Here is a 22,581-nt window from a genome sequence, read left to right on the forward strand (position 1 = left end):
CCCCGCCCCCCTAAATTTTTTTCTAACTCGGTCGCGGCCGCGGCGCCCCCCCCCCCCACCCGGCCCTTCGGGCCACCCTCCCCTCAAGGGGGAGGGGATCACTCGAACACGATGCTTGGCACGGCGGCTTCGGCCGCGCCGCGTTCTTCGTTGACCCTGCCCCAGACGTTCGAGGCGATGTCGCGGTAGATCTTCGCCTCGGCGCTATCGGGCTTCGAGACCACCACCGGCGTGCCGGCATCGGAGCTTTCGCGGATGCCCATCTCGAGCGGCACTTCGCCGAGGAAGGTGACGCCGAGACGCTCGGCCTCGCGGCGCGCGCCGCCATGGCCGAAGATGTCGTAGCGCTTGCCGGTGTCGGGGGCGAGGAAATAGCTCATATTCTCGACGATGCCCAACACCGGCACGTCGACCTTCCTGAACATGTTGAGGCCTTTTCGGGCATCGATCAGGGCCAGATCCTGCGGCGTCGAGACGATGACGGCGCCGGCCAGCGGCACCTGCTGGGCCATGGTCAGCTGCGCGTCGCCGGTGCCGGGCGGCATGTCGACGACGAGCACATCGAGCGGACCCCACTCGACCTCGCGCAGCATTTGCGTCAATGCCGACATCACCATCGGCCCGCGCCAGATCATCGGCGTCTCCTCATCGACGAGGAAGCCCATCGACATGACCTTCAGGCCGTAATTCTCCATCGGCCTCAGGACCTTGCCGTCGACTGTCTGCGGCCGGCCATGGATGTTGAGCAGCCGCGGCATCGACGGGCCGTAGATGTCGGCATCGAGCACGCCGACCCTCAGGCCGTTGGCGGCGAGGCCTAGCGCGATGTTGACGGCGGTGGTCGACTTGCCGACGCCGCCCTTGCCGGAAGCAACAGCGATGATCGCCTCGATGCCGGGAACACCGCGCTTGCCCTGGCTGTGCGAGGCTGGAGCATGCGGGGCCGGTCGTGGCGCGGCAGCGGGTGCGGCCGGCGCGGGCCTGGGAGCGGGCCTTTGCGGAACCGGAGCCTCCATGCCGCCGCCTTTCCTTTCCGCCGTCAGCGCAACCACGGCGCCGGCGACACCGGGGATCGCCTTGACGACGCGTTCGGCGGCGGCGCGCAACGGCTCCATCTCTTGAGCCCGGGCGGCAGGGACGGTGATCGAGAAGAAGACCTTGGCATCAGCAATGAAAATCTCGGAAACCATGCCGAGGTCGACGATGTTGCCGGTGAAGTCCGGTCCGTTGACCGTCTTCAGGCGCTCGATGACGATTTCCTTGGTGACGGACATGAGCTTTTTCCTCTGCTTTCCGCCTGAGATAATGCAGTTCCCGAACAGAACCAAGCGGCGGAACGACACGCACAGTGGCAGGGCTTCAAAATTCGCGTCTGCTTGTCGGGATTTGCGGGAGACAAAACGTCTTTAGGGAAGAGGCACGCCAATCGCACAAGCTGCGGTCGCCGGAAAACGAAGCAGCCCTATCTTGTTGCAGGGCTTCGGACGTGCTCGCCAGCAAGGAAAGGAGACCAATCATGCTCGCAAACAGCAACGCAACGGCCAATCTCGCGGTGAAGGACCTGGCCAAGGCCAAGGCCTTCTATGAAGGCGTTCTGGGTCTGACGGAGGTTCACAACGAGGGGGGCGAACTGATCGTCTACAAATGCGGTGACACCAGCATCAACGTGTATCGCTCGATGTTCGCCGGAACCAACAAAGCGACGGCGGTAACCTGGATGGTCGGCGACGAGATCGAAAAAATTGTCAGCGCGTTAAGGTCGAAGGGCGTCGTCTTCGAACATTACGATATGCCGGGCCTGACGCTGGAAGGCGACATCCATGTCGGCTACGGCATGAAGGTCGCCTGGTTCAAGGATCCTGACGGCAACATTCTGAACCTGGTCGACCGTTAGCTTGGACGGAGGCGAAGCTTCGGCCGCATGAGGATTCGCCAAGCAAAAACAGCATGCACCTGGCGTAACCTCACTTGGCCGGGTAGCGTCCGCTCATGATCGACAAGCTGGAATTCTTCATCACGCTGGCCAGGGAGGAGCATTTCGGCCGGGCGGCGGAGGTTTGCGGCGTCACCCAGCCGACGCTTTCGGCCGGCATCAAGCAACTGGAGGGCCAACTCGGCGTGATGCTCGTTTTGCGCGGCTCGCGCTTCCAGGGACTGACGCCGGAGGGAGAACAGGTGCTGGTCTGGGCGCGCCGCATCGTCGGCGATACCCGCACCATGCGCGAGGAGATGCGGGCGGCGCGTCACGGCCTTTCGGGGCGCATCCGCATCGCCGCCATCCCGACGGCGCTAGCCATGGTGGCGCGGCTGACGACACCCTTTCGGGCAAAACATCCCGGCGTCACCTTCTCGGTGCTGTCGCGCACCTCGATCGAGGTGCTGTCGCTGCTCGGCAATTTCGACATCGACGCCGGCGTCACCTATCTCGACAACGAGCCGCTCGGGCGGGTGACCAGCGTGCCGCTCTATGACGAGCGCTATCAGCTGATCACTGCGGTCGGAAACCCGTATTCCGACCGCGACAAAGTGACATGGGCGGAACTCAGCCAGCTGCCGCTCTGCCTGTTGACGCCGGACATGCAGAACCGCCGCATCATCGACCAGCACCTTGCCGAAGCCGGCACGCAGGTGCGGCCGACGCTCGAATCCAATTCGATGATCGTGCTGTTCTCCCATATCCGTACCGGCAAATGGTCGTCGATCATGCCGCTCAACCTCTCGGAAACATTCGGCTTTTCCGAGCCGATCCGGGCAATTCCGATCGTCGAGCCGGACGCCAGCCACACCGTCGGGCTGGTGGCGACACCGCGCGAGCCGCACACCCCACTGGTCTCGGCGCTGCTGGACGAGGCGATGGCGCTGGCAGACGATTTCCGCGCCCGCCACTGAGCTAGAGATTGCAGGCTGGACGGCATCGATAGAAGATTTCTATCGAGCAACGGATCAGCTTTATTGATTTGGTGGGTTTCCTCTGATTTCCTAAGCACTTAGCGGAAGATTACTACGACCAGGGAGGGCGCTGCATGACAATGCAGCCTGCAAGTACCGAGATCGCGTCGCGCACTGCGGCGATCGTCCAGGAGTTGAAGGGCCTCGAAGGCCCGCTGTTGCCGATCCTCCACGGCATCCAGGAAGAGTTCGGCCATGTGCCGCAGGACGCGCTGCCGGTGATCGCCGAGGCGCTGAACATCTCCAAGGCGGAGGTGCACGGCGTCGTCACCTTCTACCACGATTACCGCAGCCACCCGGCCGGGCGGCATGTGCTGAAGCTCTGCCAGGCGGAAGCCTGCCAGTCGATGGGCTCGGACGCCATTGCCGCCAAGCTCAAGCAATTGCTGGGTATCGGCTTCCACGAGACGGCCCGCGACGGATCGGTGACACTGGAGCCGGTCTATTGCCTCGGCCTTTGCGCCTGCGCGCCATCGGCAATGCTGGATGGCGAGGTGATCGGCCGGCTCGATGACGAAAAGCTCGACGAGATCGTTGCCGAGGTGCGCTCATGATCCCGCGCATCTACGTTCCCGGCGATTCCGGCGCGCTGGCGCTCGGTGCTGAAAAGGTCGCCAAGGCGATCGAAAAGGAATTGGCCGATCGCGGCATCGAGGCCAAGATCGTGCGCAATGGTTCGCGCGGCGCCTATTTCCTCGAGCCGATGGTCGAGGTGGCGACAGCCAATGGCCGCGTCGCCTATGGCCCGGTAAAGCCGTCCGACATCAAAAGCCTTTTCGACTGTGGCTTTCTCACCGGCGGCTACCACAAGCGCTGGTTGGGTGCGCCCGACAAGATCCCGTTCCTGGCGAAGCAGACGCGGCTGACCTTCGCGCGCTGCGGCGTCATCAATCCGCTGTCGCTCGATCACTACAAGGCGCATGGCGGGCTGAAGGGCCTGCAGAACGCCGTGGGACTAGCGCCGGCCGAAATCGTCAAACAGGTGACAGAGTCGGGCTTGCGTGGCCGCGGCGGCGCCGGCTTCCCGACCGGCATCAAATGGAAGACGGTGCTCGATACGACGGCCGACAAAAAATACATCGTCTGCAATGCCGACGAGGGCGACAGCGCCACCTTCGCCGACCGCATGATCATGGAGGGCGATCCCTTCGTGCTGATCGAAGGCATGGCGATCGCCGGCATCGCCACCGGCGCGACCAAGGGCTTTGTCTATATCCGCTCGGAATATCCGCATGCGGTGGCGATGATGCAGAAGGCGGTCGAGGTCGCCCGCCAGGCCGGCCTGCTCGGCCTCAACGTGCTGGGCTCGCCCAACGCCTTCGACATGGAGATCCGCGTCGGCGCCGGCGCCTATGTCTGCGGCGAGGAAACCTCGCTCTTGAATAGCCTCGAAGGCAAGCGCGGCGTCGTTCGCGCCAAGCCGCCACTGCCGGCCATCCAGGGCCTGTTCGGCAAGCCGACGGTGATCAACAACGTCATCTCGCTGGCCTCGGTGCCTGTGATCATGGACAAGGGTGCTGCCTTCTACAAGGATTTCGGTATGGGCCGCTCGCGCGGCACCATTCCGATCCAGATCGCCGGCAACGTCAGATATGGCGGCCTGTTCGAGGCGGCGTTCGGCATGACGCTTGGCGAGATCGTCGACGACATCGGCGGTGGCACGGCGACTGGACGGCCGGTCAAGGCGGTACAGGTCGGGGGTCCGTTGGGAGCTTATTTTCCCCGCTCCCTGTTCGACACGCCTTTCGACTACGAGGCATTCGCCGCCAAGGACGGGCTGATCGGCCATGCCGGCATCACCGTGTTCGACGACACAGCCGACATGCTGAAGCAGGCGCGCTTCGCCATGGAGTTCTGCGCCATCGAAAGCTGCGGCAAGTGCACACCGTGCCGCATCGGCTCGACGCGCGGCGTCGAGACGATCGACAAGATCGCCAGGGGTATAGAGCCGGAAAAGCAGATCGAGCTGGTGACCGACCTCTGCAACACGATGAAGTTCGGTTCGCTCTGCGCGCTGGGTGGCTTCACGCCCTATCCGGTGATGAGCGCAATCAATCACTTCCGCGATGATTTCAAGCCGGCGCCGGTCGCCGAAGCAGCAGAATAGGAGTCTCGCCATGGGTCTCGTTCAGGAAATCGACTACGGCACACCGGCCTCGACCTCCGAGAAGCAGGTGACGCTGACCGTCGACGGCTTCACCGTCACTGTGCCGGAAGGCACCTCGATCATGCGCGCCTCGATGGAGGCCGGCATTGCCATCCCGAAGCTTTGCGCCACTGACATGGTCGATGCCTTCGGCTCCTGCCGGCTCTGCCTGGTCGAGATCGACGGCCGCAACGGCACGCCTTCCTCCTGCACGACGCCGGTGGCGCCGGGTATGGTCGTGCACACGCAGACCGGAAGGCTGAAGGACATTCGCCGCGGCGTGATGGAGCTCTACATCTCCGACCATCCGCTCGACTGCCTGACTTGTGCGGCCAACGGCGACTGCGAATTGCAGACGCAGGCCGGAGTCGTCGGCCTGCGCGACGTGCGCTACGGCTATGAGGGCGACAACCACGTTTTCAAGAAGAACGACGGCGCAGAAAACTTCAAATGGATGGCGAAGGACGAGTCCAACCCGTACTTCACCTATGATCCGTCGAAATGCATCGTCTGCTCGCGCTGCGTGCGCGCCTGCGAGGAGGTGCAAGGCACCTTCGCGCTGACCATCGAGGGCCGCGGCTTTGAAAGCCGGGTGTCGGCCGGCATGCATCAGCTGTTCATCGACAGCGAATGCGTGTCCTGCGGCGCCTGCGTGCAGGCCTGTCCGACAGCGACGCTCTCCGAGAAGTCGGTGATCAAGATCGGCCAGCCGGAGCATTCGGTGGTCACCACCTGCGCCTATTGCGGCGTCGGCTGCTCGTTCAAGGCCGAAATGCGCGGCGACGAGCTGGTGCGCATGGTGCCCTACAAGGACGGCAAGGCGAACCGTGGCCATAGCTGCGTCAAGGGCCGTTTTGCCTACGGCTATTCGACCCACAAGGAGCGCATCCTCAATCCGATGATCCGCGAAAAGGTCACCGATCCATGGCGCGAAGTGTCGTGGGACGAAGCGCTGACCCACACTGCCAACGAGTTCCGCCGCATCCAGTACCAGTATGGCCGAACCTCGATCGGCGGCATCACCTCGTCGCGCTGCACGAACGAGGAAACCTATCTGGTGCAAAAGCTGATCCGACAGGGTTTCCGCAACAACAATGTCGATACCTGCGCCCGCGTCTGCCATTCGCCGACCGGCTATGGTCTTGGCCAGACATTCGGCACTTCGGCAGGCACCCAGGATTTCGATTCGATCGAGCAGACCGACGTGGTGATGATCATCGGTGCCAATCCGACCGACGCACATCCGGTCTTTGCGTCGCGCATGAAGAAGCGGTTGCGCAAGGGCGCGAAGCTGATCGTGCTCGACCCGCGCCGCACCGACATCGTGCGCTCGGCCCATATCGAGGCGCAGCATCATCTGCCGCTGAAGCCCGGCACCAATGTCGCCGTGGTCACCGCGCTTGCGCATGTCATCGTCACCGAAGGCCTGTTCGACGAGGCCTTCATCCGCGAGCGCTGCGACTGGGACGAGTTCCAGGACTGGGCGTCGTTCGTGGCGCTGCCGGAAAACAGCCCGGAAGTTGTCGGCCAGCTTGCCAATGTCGATCCCGAAGAGATCCGCGGCGCCGCACGGCTGTTTGCCACCGGCGGCAATGGCGCGATCTATTACGGCCTCGGCGTGACCGAGCACAGCCAGGGTTCGACCACCGTCATCGCCATCGCCAACCTCGCCATGGCGACCGGCAATATCGGCCGGCCAGGCGTCGGCGTGAACCCACTGCGCGGCCAGAACAATGTGCAGGGCTCCTGCGACATGGGCTCGTTCCCGCATGAGCTGCCCGGCTATCGTCACGTCTCCGGCGACGCGGTGCGCGATATCTATGAGAGCCTTTGGGGCGTCAAGCTCGACGATGAGCCCGGCCTGCGCATCCCCAACATGCTGGACGCCGCCGTCGACGGCTCGTTCAAGGGCCTCTATGTGCAAGGCGAGGACATCCTGCAGTCCGACCCCGACACCAAGCATGTCGCCGCGGGCCTCGCGGCGATGGAATGTGTCGTCGTCCACGACCTCTTCCTCAACGAGACCGCCAACTACGCGCATGTCTTCCTGCCCGGCTCGACTTTCCTCGAGAAGGACGGCACCTTCACCAATGCCGAGCGCCGCATCAATCGCGTGCGCAAGGTGATGGCGCCGAAGAACGGGCTGGCCGACTGGGAAGTGACGCAGAAGCTCGCACAGACGATGGGGCTTGACTGGAATTACCAGCATCCGTCGGAAATCATGGACGAGATCGCCAAGACGACTCCGAGCTTCGCCAAGGTTTCCTTTGACTATCTGGACAAGATGGGCTCGGTGCAGTGGCCGTGCAACGAGCAGGCGCCGGAAGGTACGCCGATCATGCATATCAGCGGCTTCGTGCGCGGCAAGGGCAAGTTCATCCGCACCGAATATGTGGCGACCGACGAGAGGACGGGACCGCGCTTCCCGCTGCTGCTGACCACCGGCCGCATCCTGTCGCAGTACAATGTCGGCGCGCAGACCAGGCGTACCGACAATATCATGTGGCATAGCGAGGACCGGCTCGAGATCCACCCGCATGACGCCGAAAACCGCGGCCTGCGCGACGGTGACTGGGTCCGACTGACCAGCCGCTCCGGCGAGACGACGCTGCGCGCGCTGATCACCGACAAGGTGTCGCCGGGCGTGGTCTATACAACGTTCCACCATCCAGACACGCAGGCCAACGTCATCACCACCGACTTCTCCGACTGGGCGACCAACTGCCCGGAATACAAGGTGACGGCGGTGCAGGTCGGCGCGTCCAACGGACCGTCGGAATGGCAGCTCGACTATGACGAGCAGGCCCGCAACAGCCGTCGCATCGCGACCTTGGAAGCAGCGGAGTAATCGTTGAGCGCGCGCCGCAAAGCCACGACGCAGATCTCGCGGCTGGCGCACCGCGCCGGCGGCACTGCGGCCGCCAACCGGATGGTGCCGGAAGAGACGCCGGTGGCGTTCTCCTTTGCCGGCACCACCCATGCGGTGATGATGGCAAGTCCCGCCGATTTCGAGGATTTCGCGCTCGGCTTCTCGCTGACCGAGGGCATTATCGCCAACCGGCAAGAAATTGAGGCGATCGAAGTCGAAGATCACGGCGCCGGCATCGACATCCAGATCAGGCTAAAGGACCAGGCCAATACGCGCTTCGAGGCGCGGCGCCGGCGGCTGGCCGGACCGGTCGGCTGCGGGTTGTGCGGCATCGAGTCGATCGAGGAGGCGATGCGTTCGGTCGAGACGGTCGGTTCGTCAAAACTTACGCTTACGGCGGACGACATCGTCCGTTCGGTCAAGCTTTTGTCGAAAGTGCAGCCGCTGCATGCCGAGACCGGCGCGGTCCACGCCGCCGGTTTTTATATCTCCGGCAAGGGTATCGTCATGGCGCGCGAGGATGTCGGCCGCCACAATGCGCTCGACAAGCTGGCCGGCGCACTCGCCAAAGCCGGCATCGATGGCACCTTGGGTGCCGTCGTGGTGACGTCGCGCGTTTCGGTCGAGATGGTGCAGAAGACGGCGGCGATCGGCGCTGCGTTCATCATCGCCGTTTCGGCGCCGACGGCACTTGCCATCCGCACCGCCGAGGACGCCGGCATGACGCTGGTGGCTTTGGTGCGCGGCAATGATTTCGATATCTTCACCCACCCCGAACGGGTGGTTTCGGGAGTTGCCAAGCATGTCGCATGACGAAGGCCACATCATGAGCACCAGCGAGAAGCTGGTCCGCATGGCCAATCAGATCGCCGCCTTTTTTCACTCCAAGCCGCGCGAGGAAGGCATTGCCGGCGTCGCCGAGCATATCAACAAGTTCTGGGAACCGAGGATGCGGCGGCAGTTGTTCGAAATGCTGGACGGCGGTGGCGAAGGCTTCAACGAGCTTGTCGTGGCCGCCTCGGCAAGGATCAAGCGGCCGGCTGCACCGGAAGCAGTGGGCTTCCGCGCCGATGCCGGGGGCGTCGTTCCAGGCGGCAAAGGCCCTGGGGCCGGTGAGTCGAATGCCGGGATCGCCGCTTCGCAGAAGTAGTCAGCAAACGTGCCTCTCATGGCCCATACGCTTGCATTCCCATCTTCTAACGTTTGATCTGCCGTAAGCGTCGCGCCTCTGGCCGTGACGGAAAAAAGCTCGCGAGCTTCTATGCCGATGACGCGCTGGTGCGGGTGATCGACCGCAACAATCCGCCGAGCAAGCACGCGAAATTCGCGGACGCGCGGCGATCAGCACATTCTGGACGACATCTGCAGCCGGGCGATGGCCCACAAGGTCGACACCACCATCGCCGATGGCAACAACCTCGCCTTCACCCAGGCATGCGCCTATCCGGACGGCACGAATGTGTTCTGCGCGGCGATGCTGGAGCTGAAGGACGGCCAGATTGCGCGGCAGACCGTCGTGCAGGCATGGGACGAGTGAGGCGGTAGCGATGTCAGCGCCAGGTGGCAGATCGACGCCGCGGGCAGATGAGGGGCGGAACCAGCTGAGCAAGACTTGTGCTGCCCCTCATCCGGCCCTTCGGGCCACCTTCTCCCCGTCAACGGGGAGAAGGAAAAGGCGTTAGCCATGCGCCACCATCACATGGCGGACGGCCGTGTAGTCTTCCAGGGCATAGAGCGACATGTCCTTGCCGTAGCCGGACTGTTTCAGCCCGCCATGCGGCATCTCGTTGGTCAGCATGAAGTGGGTGTTAATCCAGGTGCAGCCATATTGCAGCCGTGCCGCTGTCGCCATGGCGCGCGAGACATCCTTGGTCCACACCGACGAGGCGAGGCCGTAGTCGCTGTCATTGGCCCAGTTCACCGCCTCGTCGACCTCGGAAAAGCGAGTGACCGAGACGACCGGCCCGAACACTTCGCGGCGCACGATCTCGTCTTCCTGCAGCGCGCCGGCGACAACGGTCGGCTGGTAGAAGAAGCCGGAGCCTTCGCCCGGCTTGCCGCCGGTGGTGATCTCGATGTGCTTCAGCTCCGAGGCGCGTTCGACGAAGCTCGAGACGCGGTCGCGCTGGCGGCGTGAGATCAACGGCCCGATCTCGTTCTCGGTATCGTCGGGGCGGTTGTACTTGATGGTCGAGACGGCCGAGGAAAGGTCGGCGACGAGCTTGTCGTAGATCTTCTTGCCGGCATAGATGCGGCAGGCGGCGGTGCAGTCCTGGCCGGCATTGTAGTAGCCGAAGGCGCGCAGGCCACTGACCACCGCGTCGAGATCGGCGTCGTCGAAGACGATGACCGGCGCCTTGCCGCCGAGTTCCAGATGCGTGCGCTTGACCGATTTAGCGGCGGCCTGCAGCACCTTCTTGCCGGTAGCGACGTCGCCGGTGATCGAGATCATGTTGATTTTCGGGTGGTTGATCAGCGTGTTGCCGACACTGTCGCCTCTGCCGAGCACGACGTTGACGACGCCTTCCGGCAAGATGTCGGCGAGGATCTTGGCCAGCTTCAATGTGGTCAGCGGCGTCTGCTCGGACGGCTTGAAGACGACCGTGTTGCCGCCGGCAATCGCCGGCGCCAGCTTCCAGGCCATCATCATCAGCGGATAGTTCCATGGCGCGATCGAGGCGACGACACCGATGGCATCGCGGCGGACCATCGAAGTGTGGCCCGGAATGTATTCACCGGCGACCTGACCCGGCATAGAGCGGACAGCGCCGGCAAAGAAGCGGTAGCAGTCGACGATCGCCGGGATTTCGTCGTTGAGCACGGCATTGATCGGCTTGCCGCAATTGAGCGCCTCGAGGGCGGCGAAATCTTGTGCCGCGGCCTCGATGCGATCGGCGATCTTTAGCAGATAACCCGAGCGCTGCGCCGGTGTGGTGCGCGACCAGGTGACGAAGGCCTTCTCGGCCGCCAGCACCGCGGCTCCGATCTGCGCCTGGCTGGCTTCAGGCAGATTGAGGATAGTCGCTCCGGTCTTCGGATTGAGGATCGGCTCCTCGGTTTCGGTGCCCTTCTCGAATTTCGGCCCGATCAGCATCTTTGTGTCCATGGAAGTCTCTCCCTTATGGATTCTTGACGTCATTTGCCCGAACCGGCGATCTGGTCGCCGTCGCGGGTCAGGTAGTAGGCAAGGAGGATGGGCAGCAGCGTCACCAGCACGACCACCATGGCCACGACATTGGTGACTGGGCGCTGGCGCGGACGGATCAGTTCCTCGAGCATCCAGATCGGCAGCGTCTGCTGCTGGCCGGCGGTAAAGGTGGTGACGATGACCTCATCGAACGACAGCGCGAAAGCGAGCATGCCGCCGGCGAGCAGCGCGGTGGCGATGTTGGGCAGCACGACATGGCGAAAGGTCTGGAAGCCGTCGGCGCCGAGATCCATCGACGCCTCAATCATCGAGCCGGAGGTGCGGCGGAAGCGGGCGACGGCGTTGTTGTAGACAACGACGACGCAGAAGGTGGCGTGGCCGAGCACGATCGTCCAGAACGAGAACGGAATCTCGGCCAGCGAAAAGGCCGAACGCAGCGCGATGCCGGTGATGATGCCGGGCAGTGCGATCGGCAGGATGACCAGCAGCGAGATGGTTTCGCGGCCAAAGAACCGTGTTCGCGAAACGGCGGCCGCGCAGAGCGTGCCGAGGACCAGGGCGACGAGTGTCGAGATGGCGGCGACCTGGACCGACAGCGACAGCGCTTGCCACACGTCCGGTCGGTTCCAGGTGACGGCGAACCATTGCGTCGTCAGCCCCGGCGGCGGCCAGACGAAGCTCCTTTCCTCGGTCGTGAAGGCATAGATGAAGATCAGGAAGATCGGCAGATGCAGGAACAGCAGGCCGCCGGCAGCAGCGACCTTCAGGCGGAGAGGAGCGGATGGTGAGCCATCAGAGTGCATCGAAGGCTCCCATGCGCTTGGCGCCCCAGAGGTAGAAACCCATGATGACGATAGGCACCACGGTGAAGGCGGCGGCGAGCGGGATGTTGCCGGCGGTGCCCTGCTGCAAATAGACGGCCTGGCCGATGAACAGCCGTGAAGTGCCGATGATCTGCGGGATGATGTAATCGCCGAGCGTCAGCGAGAAGGTGAAGATCGAGCCGGCGACGACGCCCGGCAGCGCCAGCGGGAACAGCACGTTGCGGAAGGTCTGGCCGGGCGAGGCGCCGAGATCGGACGAGGCCTCGACCAGATTGCCCGGCACGCGCTCGAGTGCCGCCTGCACCGGCAGGATCATGAAGGGCAGCCAGACATAGACGAAGACGATGAAGGTGCCGGTGGACGACACCGACAGAGAATTGCCGCCGACGATCGGCAGCGACAGCCAGCCATCGAGCAGCCATAGGAAATGCAGCTTGGCGAGCAGCCAGGTCAGGATGCCTTCCTTGGCGAGGATGAGCTTCCAGGCGTAGATCTTGACCAGATAGCTCGACCATAGCGGCAGCATGATGCCGAGATAGAACAGCGCCTTCCAGCGGCCGCGCGCATAGCGCGCCGCGTAATAGGCGATGGGGAAGGCGATGACCGCCGAGGCGAGCGTGACCAGAGCGGCCATCGTCACCGTGCGCAGGATGATGTCGAGATTGGCGGCCTGCAGCAGGTCGCCATAGGTCTTCAGCGTGAGTTCTCGATTGATAAGGCCGGAGAATTCGTCGATTGAGAAAAAACTCTGCAAGAGCAGCGCGAACAGCGAGCCGATATAGACGATGCCGAGCCACAGCACCGGCGGCAGCAGCATCAAGAGCAGCAGCAGCTTCGGCTTGCGCCAGAACAGGTCCGACAGCGCGCCGCGCAGGCCGCCGGCGCGAGGAAGGAGGGCTGGGGCAGATTTTGCCTGGGTCGCGGTCAGAGTCATGGTTTCTTCGACAGGTCGCGATCCTTCGCGCCCCCCTCTGTCCTGCCGGACATCTCCCCCACGAGGGGGGAGATTGGCTGTCGCGACTGCTTTCGCCAATCACCAACGTTGCAGAAGAGGCGCGCCATCATGCCGGCTCGTCCATCAAATGCAGGTGCTCGCGGTTGAAGGTGAGCACGACCGTCTCACCTTCCTTCGGCAATGTGGCACCGGCCGGCACGATCGCATGCAATCTCAACCCGTCGGCGTCGAGCGCCAGTCTTGTCGTGGCGCCGAGATAATTGGTCGAGACGAGACGAGCGGCAACGCCGTCGCCCTTGGCCGCCCGGCCGATGCGAATGGATTCAGGCCGCAAGCTGCCCCAGCGATGCTGGCCGGAATAACGCTGGACGAAGTCTGGCGGCAGCACATTGGACGAGCCGACGAAATCGGCGACGAAGCGCGTCTTCGGGCGCTGGTAGATGTCCTCCGGCGTGCCGATCTGCATGATCTTGCCGTCGTTGAAGACGGCGACGCGATCGGCCATCGAAAGGGCCTCGCCCTGGTCGTGGGTGACGAAGACGAAGGTGATGCCGAGCGCCTTCTGCAGCGACTTCAGCTCCTCCTGCATGTTCTCGCGCAGCTTGAGGTCGAGCGCGCCAAGCGGCTCGTCGAGCAAAAGCACCTTGGGCTGGTTGACCAGGGCGCGGGCGAGCGCGACGCGCTGGCGCTGGCCGCCGGAAAGCTGGCCGGGACGGCGGGCACCGTAGCCAGGAAGCCGCACCAGCGACAATGCCTCCTTGGCCGCCTTCTTCCGCTCGAGCTTGCCGACGCCCTTGACCATCAGCCCGTAGGCGACATTGTCGAGCACGTTCAGATGCGGAAACAGCGCGTAGTCCTGGAAGACGGTGTTGACGTTGCGGCGATAGGGCGGAACGCCTTCGGCACGTTCGCCGAAGATGGAGATCGAGCCCGATGTCGGCTGCTCGAAGCCGGCGATCAGACGTAGGCAGGTTGTCTTGCCGGAACCCGAAGGTCCAAGCATGGCAAAGAACTCGCCCGGCACGATGTCGAGATCGACCATATCGACGGCGCGCACGCTGCCGAAATGGCGCGAGACTTTTTGGAAGGAAACGGCTGCTGTCATGGGCTGTCAGTCTGTTGCCGGTTTGATGTGTTGACATCGCCGGCGCCGCCACGGATAGCGGGCGGGGCCAGCGAACTTGCGCGACGCCCTACCTCCCCCTTGTGGGGAGGTCGCGGCGAAGCCGCGGGTGGGGTTATTTGGCAAGAACTGCCGAGCGGACCCCCACCCCGACGCTGCGCGTCGACCCTCCGCACAAGGGGGAGGGTAAGGGAACTCACCGTCCGCCAATGACGCCGATATAGTCCGACACCCAGCGATAGTAAGGCACGCACTGATCGTTCTGGGTGGCGCACTTCGACACCGGCGTCTTCCAGAACTTGATCTTTTCGAAATTGTCGTAGCCGTTGGTCTTGCAGCCTTCGTCACCGAGCAGTTCGTTGCCCTTGCAGGCAGCCGGCACCACCGGCAGCGAGCCGAACCAGGCGGAGACATCGCCCTGCACTTTCGGCGACAGCGAATGCTCCAGCCACATATAGGCGCAGTTCGGGTTGGCCGCCTCGGCCGCCAGCATGGTCGTGTCGGCCCAGCCGGTGACGCCTTCCTGGGGAACGGTCGAAGCGACCGGCTTCTTGGCGGCAGCCAGCGTGTTGACCTGGTAGGGCCATGAACCGGAAGCAATGACGCCTTCGTTCTGGAAATCGTCGACCTGGATGGCGGCGTCATGCCAGTAGCGTCCGACCAGCGTGCGCTGGACGCGCAAGAGATCGAGGGCGGCCTTGTACTGATCCTCGGTCAGCTCGTAGGGATCCTTGATGCCTAGCTCCGGCTTGTGAAACATCAGATAGTTGGCGGCATCGGCGATGTGGATCGCCCCGTCATAGGCCTGGACGCGGCCCTTATTCGACTTGCCGTCGGGCAAGGTCATCTCCTCGAAGACGACGTTCCAGCTCTTCGGCGCTTCCTTGAACACCTCGGTGTTGTACATCAGCACATTCGGTCCCCACTGGTAGGGGACGCCGTAGTGGACGCCGCCAACCGTGAACCACGGCGCATCCTTCAGCCGGTCGTCGACCGTGTTCCAGCTCGGGATGAGATCGGTGTTGATCGGCTGGACCCGCTTGCCGGCGACGAGGCGCAGCGAAGCGTCGCCCGAGGCGGTAACGAGGTCGAAGCCGCCCTCGTTCATCAGCGCGACCATCTCGTCGGATGTGTTGGCGGTCTTGATGTTGACCTTGCAGCCTGTGTCCTTCTCGAAGGACGTGACCCAGTCGTAGCCCTTGTCGGTTTCGCCGCGCTCGATGTAGCCGGGCCAGGCGACGATGTTGACCTGGCCTTCGCCCTTGCCGAGTTCCGTCACCTGAGCGATCGCCTGGCCGGAGAAGGTCAGCGCGACCGTCAATGCAGTGCATGATTTCAGGAATGAATTCATCGTCGATCTCCCATTTGGCGGATGACCCCGAAAACCGGTTCCGGTTTCGGAAAGGAACATGCGCGACTCCAAGGGGCGCCGCACTGTCGTGGCGGCTTGGTCCCGATCATGAAGGTGCTGTGAAATTTCCGGTTTCGCAAATTCATTTATCAGAAAGGCGATATCGATTTTTCCGATAGATTAACGTCCAATCTTCTCCGGCCGCTGACGGACCATGCGCTGGGACTGGGCAAGCCCGATGAAGTCGCGTGCGGCCTGCGGCAGGCCGGAGCCGCGCCGCCAGACCATGCCGACCTGGACCACCGGCAAGGAGCCCGAAATATCGCGCGATTCGATGCGGTCGCCTTCGAGCGACCATGGCCGGTAGACGAGGTCGGGCAGCAACGCCACACCGGCGCCGGTGGCGACGAGGCTGCGCACCGCTTCGACAGAGCGGGTGCGGAAGGCGACATGCGGCTTGGCGCCGATCGCCGCCAGCAGTTTTCCGGTATTCTCTTCGATCTCGTCGACGGTCAGCATGATCAGCGGCTCCGAGGCGATGTCGCCAATGCCGATGATGTCGGCGCCGGCCAGCGGGTGGCCGAGCGGCAGCCATAGCCGGTAGGCCGAGACTTCGAGAATTTCGGACTGCAAGGCGGTGCGGTCGCGCAGGTTCGAGGTGACCATAACGGCGATGTCGAGCTTGCCGCCGATCAGGAGATGTTCGAGGTAATCGCCATTGTCCTCGATGGCCGAGATCTCGACGCCCGGATACGCGCGGCGATAGCGGGCGAGAAGGTCGGACAGCACATAGCCGGCGACCAGCGAGGTGACGCCGAGCTGCAGCCGGCCGCCCGCCGCCGCTTGCTCGCCGAAGAAGGCGCGGCGCGCATCGGAAACGTCGGCAAGGATCTTTGTCGCATGGCGCAGGAACTGATGGCCCTTGTGGGTGATGTTGAGGCCGCGCGGATGGCGCTCGAACAGTTCGACGCCGAGATCGCCTTCGAGCTCCTTGATCGCCTCGGTGACCGACGATTGCGAGATGGACAGGTTCTGGGCGGCGCCAGACACCGTGCCTTGCTCGGCGACGGCGATGAAGAACTGCAATTGACGGATGGTGAAGGCCATGACCGGACTAAACACCGGGACGGTAAGGAAGAAAAGCCGCCCACCGCTTTACTGCTCTGGTCAGATCAGATCCCGCTTTCGTCGCCGACAATGCTGAGCCGTGCGCCCGCCTGGGCAAGGGCGGCGGCGATGGCGCGCGGCGGCGATCGGTCGGTGGCAAGTTCGGAAAAACCGTCGAAGCCGCAGACCTGGACCAGACCCTGGCGGCCGAACTTGGTGTGGTCGGTGATAACGAGCGAGCGCTGGCCGCGCGACAGCACCATGCGGGCGAATTCCGCCTCTTCCAGATCATAATCCATGACGCCGGTGACGGCATCGACCGCGCCGGTGGAGATCACAGCGTGGCTGACGGAAAAGCGGCTGACGAATTCGATCGCCGAGACGCCGAAGGCGGCCCCCGAATCGCTGCGCAATTCGCCGCCGGCCATGTAGACCTTGTTGCCGTTGACGGTGGCCAGCGTGCGGGCGATATCGGAGGAGTTGGTGACCACCGTCAGCCGCCGGTGGCCTAGCAGCTCGCGGGCCAGGAAAGAGGTGGTGGTGCCGGTGTCGAGCATGATCGATTCGCCGTCACGGATGGTCGCGGCAACCATGCGGGCAATGGCACGCTTGGCATCGGCATTTTCGCGCATGCGCCGCTCGAACGGCGCCTCGCCGGCCATCGACGGCAGGCCGACGGCGCCATGCATCTTCAAGATCGAACCGTCACTGGTCAGCGGCTTGACGTCGCGGCGCACGGTCTCCAGCGAGACGCCCAGCCGGTCGGCCAGGCTGGCGATGGTGACGGTGCCCTCCTCATGGAGGAGACGCAGGATTTCGCCATGCCGCTTCGAGTGCATCGGTCTCACCCAATCGGTTTGTTGCGCTACTGACCGCTTCTAAGGCAAATCGGCCACAGCTTACAAGAAATCCTTGTGGTTTCGGGCAAAAAGCCACAAGTTTTCGTTGACAAGCCAGATCACATGGCGTGACACTGGCTTGGTGACAGGCTCGGAACTGCCACGGGAGAACGATGGCAGAGCCGCACCAAGATTCGCCTGCCCGAACGGCTGGAAAGTCGTCTGGCGCAAGGGAAAAGGAATTTTTCGAATCCGCGGGGGCGGATGCCGGAGTCGAAGAACCCGGCACAGGGGCTCGTCGGTGCGGTGCGGGATACCGATCCCGGGATCCCGCACCGACGAGAACTTCGCATTTCGCCCTCCTGCCGGCCGCCAGCTTTGTGTCCCCCGTGGCGCCTTGAACCCCGCGCAATGAGAGATGGACCCGTGACCGCCGAGGACCGCATCCGCGCCCTGCCCTGCTGGACTGGCAGCATCGAGATCGCGCCGCTGCCGGGCGGCCTAAGCAACGCCAACTATCTGGTCGAGGACGCGGTCGGACGGCATGTCGTCCGCTTCGGCCAGGACTTTCCGTTCCACCACGTCTTTCGCGAGCGCGAGGTGATGACCGCGCGCGCGGCCCATGCCGCCGGCTTCGCGCCGGCTGTCCGCTATTCCGAGCCCGGCATCTTGGTGACGGAGTTTCTCGGCGCCAAGACTTTTGTCGCCGAGGACGTACGCGCCAATATCGGCCGCGTTGCCGCCCTGATGCGCGGCTTCCATCGGGAGATGCCCAATCATGTCTCCGGCGCCGGCTTCATGTTCTGGGTATTCCATGTCATCCGCGACTATGCGCGCACGCTGGAGGAAGCCGGTAGCCGCATGCGAAGCGAGCTGCCGCGGCTGCTGACACTTGCGGACGAGCTCGAACGGGCGCAGAAACTGCTGCCGATCGTCTTCGGTCACAATGACCTTTTGCCGGCTAATATCCTCGACGATGGCCATAGGCTGTGGCTGATCGATTTTGAGTATGCCGGCTTCAACACGGCGATGTTCGACCTTGCCGGTGTCGCATCGAACGCCAGCATGAACGACGAGGAGTCATTCGCTTTCCTGACCGCCTACTTCATGAAGGAGCCGGATGAGGCGATCCGCCGCTCACATGCGGCCATGCAATGCGCATCGCTGCTGCGCGAGGCGATGTGGAGCATGGTTTCCGAACTTTATCTCGACGCGCCCGGCATCGACTACGTCGCCTATACCGACGAAAACCTGACGCGGCTCGATGCCGCGCTGGAAAACTACAGAACGAAATACGGACAGAGATCATGACATTGCCTGCCCACGCCGAGATCGTCGTCATCGGTGGCGGCATCATCGGCTGTTCGACGGCCTATCATCTGACGCGTGACCACAAGGCCGATGTCGTACTTTTGGAACAGGGCAAGCTGACGTCGGGCTCCACCTGGCATGCGGCGGGGCTGGTCGGGCAGTTGCGCTCGTCGGCCTCGATCACCAGTGTGCTCAAATATTCGGTCGATCTCTACAAGGGGCTGGAAGCCGAAACCGGGCTGGCCACCGGCTGGAAGATGACCGGGTGCCTCAGGCTCGCCACCAATGCCGACCGCTGGATCGAGTACAAGAGGCTGGCGACGACGGCGAAAAGCTTCGGCATGGATATGCAGTTGCTGTCATCGGCCGAGGTCAAGGCAATGTGGCCGCTGCTGGAAACCGGCGATCTCGTTGGCGCCAGTTGGCTGCCGACCGACGGCCAGGCAAGCCCTTCCGACATCACGCAGTCGCTGGCCAAAGGCGCTCGCATGCACGGTGCCAGGCTGTTCGAGGATATCCGCGTCACCGGCTTCGACATGCAGGATGGCCGCATCACCGCGGTGAAGACCAACAAGGGCGATATCGGCTGCGACAAGGTGGTGAACTGTGCCGGGCAATGGGCGCGCCAGGTGGGCACGCTAGCCGGCATCAACGTGCCGCTGCAGCCGGTCAAGCACCAGTACATCATCACCGAAAGAATAGACGGGTTGGGGACCGATGCGCCGACGATCCGCGACCCCGACCGGCGCATCTATTTCAAGGAGGAGGTCGGCGGGCTGGCGATGGGCGGCTATGAGCCGAACCCGCAAGCCTGGACGACCGATCTTCCCGGCGGCGATGTCCCTGATGACTGGGAGTTCCGGCTGTTCGACGACGATTACGATCATTTCGAGCAGCATATGAACCAGGCGATCGCGCGGGTTCCGGCGCTCGAAACCGTCGGCGTCAAGCAGATGATCAATGGGCCGGAGAGTTTCACGCCGGACGGCAATTTCATTCTCGGCGTGGCACCCGAATGCGCCAACATGTTCGTCGGCGCCGGCTTCAACGCCTTCGGCATCGCGGCGGGCGGCGGTGCCGGCTGGGTGCTGGCGCAGTGGGCGGTCGACGGCGAGGCGCCACTCGATCTGTGGGTGGTCGATATCAGACGCTTTTCCGACCTGCACCGCGACCGGCCATGGGTCCGCGACCGCACGCTGGAAGCCTATGGCAAGCACTATACGATCGGCTTCCCGCATGAGGAGTATGTCACGGGCCGGCCACGGATCGTGTCACCGCTCTATGAACGGCTACAAAAGCAGCGCGCCGTGTTCGGCTCCAAACTCGGTTGGGAGCGGCCGAACTGGTTTGCGCCGGAAGGCGTCGAGCCGAAGGACATCTATTCGATGGGCCGGCAGAGCTGGTTTTCGCCGGTCGGCGACGAGCACCGTCACGTTCGTGAGAACGTCGGTATCTTCGACCAGTCGTCCTTCGCCAAATTCGAACTGAGCGGCGCCGACGCGCTGAAGGCGCTCGACTGGATCTGCGCCAACGATGTCGCCAAGCCGGTCGGCCGGCTGACCTATACGCAGCTTCTCAACACGCGCGGCGGCATCGAGGCCGATCTGACCGTGGCTCGGCTCGGCGAAGAACGATTCTACGTCGTCACCGGCACCGGTTTTAGGACGCATGACTTCTCGTGGATCAGCGACCATGTCGGCAAGGAGCTCAACGTGACGCTCACCGATGTCACCGAGGATTTCGGCACGCTGTCGCTGATGGGGCCGCGCGCCCGCGACGTGCTGGCTGCGGTGACCGGTGCGGACGTGTCGAACACCGCTTTCCCGTTCGGACATGTGCGGGAAATCTTCATCGCCGGCCACACAGTTCGGGCGCTGCGCGTCACCTATGTCGGCGAGCTCGGCTGGGAGCTGCATGTGCCGATCGCGGCGGCGGGCGAAATCTTCGACGCGCTGATGGCGGCGGGCGAGGAGCACAGCATTCGCCCGGTCGGGTACCGGGCGCTGGAATCGCTGCGGCTGGAAAAAGGCTACCGCGCCTGGGGCTCCGACATCACGCCCAACGACACGCCGCAGGAGGCCGGCCTCGGCTGGGCGGTGAAGCTTCGCAAGAATACCGATTTTCTCGGGCGGCGGGCGCTGGAAGAGATCAGCGGCGGCGCACCGAAAAAGCGCTTTGCCGGCTTTACCGTCGATGATTGCGAGATCGTGCTGCTCGGGCGCGAGACGATCTTGCGCAACAACGAGCCGGTCGGCTACCTGACCAGCGGCGGCTACGGCTACACGGTCGGCAAGAACATCGGCTACGGCTATGTGCGCAACGCCGATGGCGTCAGCGACGATTTCCTCGCCTGCGGCGACTACGAGCTGGTGGTGGCGATGGAGCGGACGCCGGCAAAGATCCAGCTCGAGCCGCTTTACGATCCGGCGGGAGAAAGAATCAGAGCCTAGATCAGTTCACGCGCAGAACGAGCCCGCGGCTGGGCACGGTGTCCGCCTCGCCCGGCATGGAGACATAGGGCGAAGTCTCCTCGGTGCGCGTAACGACGCACTTCACCTCGAGGTCGGCGATCCGTGCGGAAAAGCCGGCGCCTATAAGCATTGAGCTTGAGTCCGTACGTCAGGTCGAGAACCGCTCTAGGGTTACTGAGGATAACATCCTATTCACTTTTCCAGAAACTGGTCTAGCATTTCCCCTGGAGTCTACACGTTCGAGACTGTTTTTCTATGACGAGGGCACAATATGCAAATAAACGAAATCAAGGAGAAAAAGCAGAAGATTATCGAAAGGTTCGGCCCCTGGACGGCAGGTTCCATCCATCTGGCCGATCAAATTGACACGTTCGATGAGCCGCACTGGGACGCCCGATTGAGGCGCTTCGTGCAGATCGCTGCAGATCTTGCGGGGAAGCCGTTGGAGAAGCTTCGCGTTCTGGACCTGGCGTGTCTCGAGGGGCAATACGGGATCGAGTTCGCGCTCCATGGGGCCGACGTGCTCGCCATCGAGGGTCGGGAGGCGAACCTTGAGAAGGTGCACTTCGCTAAGGAGGTACTCTCCCTGGACAACCTCGAACTCGCCCTAAATGACGTGCGCAACCTCGACGAGGAGCGCCATGGTCGTTTCGATGTTGTTCTATGTTTGGGGATCCTTTATCACTTGGATGCTCCGGATGTCATGGACTTCGCGGAGAGAATCTCGAAGGTTTGCGGAAAGATATCAATAATCGATACCCATATCAGCCTCAGCGACGAAGCGTCGTACACTTGGAAGGGGAAGACCTACTGGGGCAGGTATGGCAAGGAACACGATACTGATGCGACCTCCGAGGAGAAGCTGGCAGAGCTCTGGAACTCGCTCGACAACCCGAAGGCCTTCCTCTTCACGCGTGCATCGCTCTGCAACCTACTCCGACACGTGGGCTTCACGTCCGTCTACGAGTGCTTGAACCCCTACGAGTATCATAATCCCAACTGGCCGCTGGCTGCAGAAGGGGACAGGCATGTCGTCTGGAGGGATCGCATCACCCTGGTTGCTATCAAAGGGCGGAGTCAGCCACTGCTCTCCTCGCCCATTACGGACGCATCGCCCGAGATCGATCGCCCCGAAAGGCCAGAGTATATCGAGCAGCTCCCGTGCATTCCCGGAGTGTCGCGCAGAAGGTCGAGAGGTCTGCGGTCGCGATTGAGCAGGTTCCTGCCCGGCCCTGTGAAGGCAGTGCTAAGGAGGATAATCCAATGAAATGTCGGACAGACGGCGGCGTTGACGCACCTTCACCGACGGCTGCAAGCCGCCTGACTTCCCCGGAGGCGTAAAGGAGGTCGGCTCTTGGGCACTTTTGATACTGCTGGCGAAGTCGGAAATAAGCCCAGTTCGGGGGCAACATGTTGCTTGTAAACTCGGGCTGTCAATTGTCTAGCCGCGGCCAAATTGGCTTCGCCAGCAGTACCACTTTTGGTGAC

General features: G+C 63.2%; 19 protein-coding genes and 1 pseudogene. 11 read left to right on the top strand and 9 right to left on the bottom strand.

Annotation, left to right across the window (positions count from 1 at the left end; genetic code table 11):
- Positions 1-98 precede the first annotated feature (98 nt).
- The gene (locus AC0L3I_RS04685) at positions 99-1,274 is read right to left on the bottom strand and encodes an Mrp/NBP35 family ATP-binding protein (RefSeq protein ID WP_473484034.1); all 1,176 of its coding nucleotides are present in this window, start codon (positions 1,272-1,274) and stop codon (positions 99-101) included.
- Positions 1,275-1,516: 242 nt separating this feature from the next.
- Here AC0L3I_RS04685 and AC0L3I_RS04690 point away from each other — a divergent pair, with 242 nt between their 5' ends.
- The 8 genes from AC0L3I_RS04690 (at position 1,517) to AC0L3I_RS04725 (ending at position 9,501) form a co-directional block, all read left to right on the top strand.
- Positions 1,517-1,894, top strand: coding sequence for a VOC family protein (locus tag AC0L3I_RS04690; protein WP_473484036.1), 378 nt, complete (start codon positions 1,517-1,519; stop codon positions 1,892-1,894).
- A gap of 95 nt (positions 1,895-1,989) precedes the next feature.
- Positions 1,990-2,889, top strand: a complete 900-nt coding sequence (locus tag AC0L3I_RS04695; protein ID WP_473526123.1) for a LysR family transcriptional regulator — start codon at positions 1,990-1,992, stop codon at positions 2,887-2,889.
- A gap of 134 nt (positions 2,890-3,023) precedes the next feature.
- Positions 3,024-3,503 carry a formate dehydrogenase subunit gamma gene (locus tag AC0L3I_RS04700; protein ID WP_473526124.1) on the top strand — a complete coding sequence of 160 codons (480 nt, stop codon included), beginning with the start codon at positions 3,024-3,026 and terminating at the stop codon, positions 3,501-3,503.
- Complete coding sequence (locus tag AC0L3I_RS04705; RefSeq protein WP_473526125.1) at positions 3,500-5,056, top strand: formate dehydrogenase beta subunit; 1,557 nt, start codon at positions 3,500-3,502, stop codon at positions 5,054-5,056. Before AC0L3I_RS04700 ends, AC0L3I_RS04705 begins: the two co-directional genes overlap by 4 nt.
- Before the next feature lie 10 nt (positions 5,057-5,066).
- Positions 5,067-7,943, top strand: coding sequence for a formate dehydrogenase subunit alpha (fdhF, locus tag AC0L3I_RS04710; RefSeq protein WP_473526126.1), 2,877 nt, complete (start codon positions 5,067-5,069; stop codon positions 7,941-7,943).
- Between the two features lie 3 nt (positions 7,944-7,946).
- Positions 7,947-8,777: a formate dehydrogenase accessory sulfurtransferase FdhD gene (gene fdhD / locus AC0L3I_RS04715; RefSeq protein ID WP_473484049.1), complete on the top strand. Its 831-nt coding sequence runs from the start codon at positions 7,947-7,949 to the stop codon at positions 8,775-8,777.
- The gene (locus AC0L3I_RS04720) at positions 8,767-9,114 is read left to right on the top strand and encodes a formate dehydrogenase subunit delta (RefSeq protein ID WP_095493685.1); all 348 of its coding nucleotides are present in this window, start codon (positions 8,767-8,769) and stop codon (positions 9,112-9,114) included. The genes fdhD and AC0L3I_RS04720 overlap by 11 nt, the downstream gene beginning before the upstream one ends.
- A gap of 225 nt (positions 9,115-9,339) precedes the next feature.
- Positions 9,340-9,501 carry a hypothetical protein gene (locus AC0L3I_RS04725; RefSeq protein ID WP_473526127.1) on the top strand — a complete coding sequence of 54 codons (162 nt, stop codon included), beginning with the start codon at positions 9,340-9,342 and terminating at the stop codon, positions 9,499-9,501.
- Between the two features lie 141 nt (positions 9,502-9,642).
- Here AC0L3I_RS04725 and AC0L3I_RS04730 read toward each other — a convergent pair whose 3' ends face one another.
- The 7 genes from AC0L3I_RS04730 to AC0L3I_RS04760 all read right to left on the bottom strand — a co-directional run bounded on the left by AC0L3I_RS04730 (position 9,643) and on the right by AC0L3I_RS04760 (position 17,311).
- Positions 9,643-11,070, bottom strand: a complete 1,428-nt coding sequence (locus AC0L3I_RS04730; protein WP_473526128.1) for a gamma-aminobutyraldehyde dehydrogenase — start codon at positions 11,068-11,070, stop codon at positions 9,643-9,645.
- A gap of 29 nt (positions 11,071-11,099) precedes the next feature.
- Complete coding sequence (locus AC0L3I_RS04735) at positions 11,100-11,915, bottom strand: ABC transporter permease (protein WP_473526129.1); 816 nt, start codon at positions 11,913-11,915, stop codon at positions 11,100-11,102.
- Positions 11,905-12,870, bottom strand: a complete 966-nt coding sequence (locus tag AC0L3I_RS04740) for an ABC transporter permease (RefSeq protein ID WP_473526130.1) — start codon at positions 12,868-12,870, stop codon at positions 11,905-11,907. The genes AC0L3I_RS04735 and AC0L3I_RS04740 overlap by 11 nt, the downstream gene beginning before the upstream one ends.
- Before the next feature lie 127 nt (positions 12,871-12,997).
- Positions 12,998-13,996: an ABC transporter ATP-binding protein gene (locus tag AC0L3I_RS04745; protein ID WP_473526131.1), complete on the bottom strand. Its 999-nt coding sequence runs from the start codon at positions 13,994-13,996 to the stop codon at positions 12,998-13,000.
- A 214-nt stretch (positions 13,997-14,210) separates the two neighbouring features.
- Positions 14,211-15,365, bottom strand: coding sequence for an ABC transporter substrate-binding protein (locus AC0L3I_RS04750; RefSeq protein ID WP_473484068.1), 1,155 nt, complete (start codon positions 15,363-15,365; stop codon positions 14,211-14,213).
- A gap of 180 nt (positions 15,366-15,545) precedes the next feature.
- Positions 15,546-16,472 (bottom strand): LysR family transcriptional regulator, encoded by a 927-nt coding sequence (locus tag AC0L3I_RS04755; protein ID WP_123146441.1) that lies wholly within the window; start codon positions 16,470-16,472, stop codon positions 15,546-15,548.
- Positions 16,473-16,537: 65 nt separating this feature from the next.
- Positions 16,538-17,311, bottom strand: coding sequence for a DeoR/GlpR family DNA-binding transcription regulator (locus tag AC0L3I_RS04760; protein ID WP_473526132.1), 774 nt, complete (start codon positions 17,309-17,311; stop codon positions 16,538-16,540).
- A gap of 426 nt (positions 17,312-17,737) precedes the next feature.
- Here AC0L3I_RS04760 and AC0L3I_RS04765 point away from each other — a divergent pair, with 426 nt between their 5' ends.
- Both AC0L3I_RS04765 and AC0L3I_RS04770 read left to right on the top strand, forming a co-directional pair.
- Entirely contained in the window at positions 17,738-18,622 is an 885-nt protein-coding gene (locus tag AC0L3I_RS04765; protein WP_473526244.1) for a phosphotransferase, read from the top strand.
- Entirely contained in the window at positions 18,619-21,072 is a 2,454-nt protein-coding gene (locus tag AC0L3I_RS04770) for a GcvT family protein (protein WP_473526133.1), read from the top strand. Before AC0L3I_RS04765 ends, AC0L3I_RS04770 begins: the two co-directional genes overlap by 4 nt.
- A 1-nt stretch (position 21,073) precedes the next feature.
- On the opposite strand, the pseudogene AC0L3I_RS04775 reads toward AC0L3I_RS04770, so the two are convergent.
- Positions 21,074-21,208: pseudogene (locus tag AC0L3I_RS04775) on the bottom strand (class I SAM-dependent DNA methyltransferase); the annotation flags it as partial.
- Between the two features lie 156 nt (positions 21,209-21,364).
- On the opposite strand from AC0L3I_RS04775, the gene AC0L3I_RS04780 reads away from it, so the two are divergent.
- A complete protein-coding gene (locus AC0L3I_RS04780; protein WP_473526134.1) occupies positions 21,365-22,360 on the top strand; it encodes a class I SAM-dependent methyltransferase in 996 nt (331 codons plus the stop codon).
- Positions 22,361-22,581 lie beyond the last annotated feature (221 nt).

Source organism: Mesorhizobium sp. WSM4840 (assembly GCF_055811755.1).

What these genes read in the sequence shown, in the direction of transcription:
- AC0L3I_RS04685 (WP_473484034.1), bottom strand. Translation starts at nt 1,274, where the DNA reads ATGTCCGTCACCAAGGAAATCGTCATCGAGCGCCTGAAGACGGTCAAC.
- AC0L3I_RS04690 (WP_473484036.1), top strand. Translation starts at nt 1,517, where the DNA reads ATGCTCGCAAACAGCAACGCAACGGCCAATCTCGCGGTGAAGGACCTG.
- AC0L3I_RS04770 (WP_473526133.1), top strand. Translation starts at nt 18,619, where the DNA reads ATGACATTGCCTGCCCACGCCGAGATCGTCGTCATCGGTGGCGGCATC.
- AC0L3I_RS04695 (WP_473526123.1), top strand. Translation starts at nt 1,990, where the DNA reads ATGATCGACAAGCTGGAATTCTTCATCACGCTGGCCAGGGAGGAGCAT.
- AC0L3I_RS04750 (WP_473484068.1), bottom strand. Translation starts at nt 15,365, where the DNA reads ATGAATTCATTCCTGAAATCATGCACTGCATTGACGGTCGCGCTGACC.
- AC0L3I_RS04745 (WP_473526131.1), bottom strand. Translation starts at nt 13,996, where the DNA reads ATGACAGCAGCCGTTTCCTTCCAAAAAGTCTCGCGCCATTTCGGCAGC.
- AC0L3I_RS04755 (WP_123146441.1), bottom strand. Translation starts at nt 16,472, where the DNA reads ATGGCCTTCACCATCCGTCAATTGCAGTTCTTCATCGCCGTCGCCGAG.
- AC0L3I_RS04720 (WP_095493685.1), top strand. Translation starts at nt 8,767, where the DNA reads ATGTCGCATGACGAAGGCCACATCATGAGCACCAGCGAGAAGCTGGTC.
- AC0L3I_RS04735 (WP_473526129.1), bottom strand. Translation starts at nt 11,915, where the DNA reads ATGCACTCTGATGGCTCACCATCCGCTCCTCTCCGCCTGAAGGTCGCT.
- AC0L3I_RS04740 (WP_473526130.1), bottom strand. Translation starts at nt 12,870, where the DNA reads ATGACTCTGACCGCGACCCAGGCAAAATCTGCCCCAGCCCTCCTTCCT.
- AC0L3I_RS04760 (WP_473526132.1), bottom strand. Translation starts at nt 17,311, where the DNA reads ATGCACTCGAAGCGGCATGGCGAAATCCTGCGTCTCCTCCATGAGGAG.
- AC0L3I_RS04705 (WP_473526125.1), top strand. Translation starts at nt 3,500, where the DNA reads ATGATCCCGCGCATCTACGTTCCCGGCGATTCCGGCGCGCTGGCGCTC.
- AC0L3I_RS04725 (WP_473526127.1), top strand. Translation starts at nt 9,340, where the DNA reads ATGGCCCACAAGGTCGACACCACCATCGCCGATGGCAACAACCTCGCC.
- AC0L3I_RS04730 (WP_473526128.1), bottom strand. Translation starts at nt 11,070, where the DNA reads ATGGACACAAAGATGCTGATCGGGCCGAAATTCGAGAAGGGCACCGAA.
- fdhF (WP_473526126.1), top strand. Translation starts at nt 5,067, where the DNA reads ATGGGTCTCGTTCAGGAAATCGACTACGGCACACCGGCCTCGACCTCC.
- AC0L3I_RS04700 (WP_473526124.1), top strand. Translation starts at nt 3,024, where the DNA reads ATGACAATGCAGCCTGCAAGTACCGAGATCGCGTCGCGCACTGCGGCG.
- AC0L3I_RS04780 (WP_473526134.1), top strand. Translation starts at nt 21,365, where the DNA reads ATGCAAATAAACGAAATCAAGGAGAAAAAGCAGAAGATTATCGAAAGG.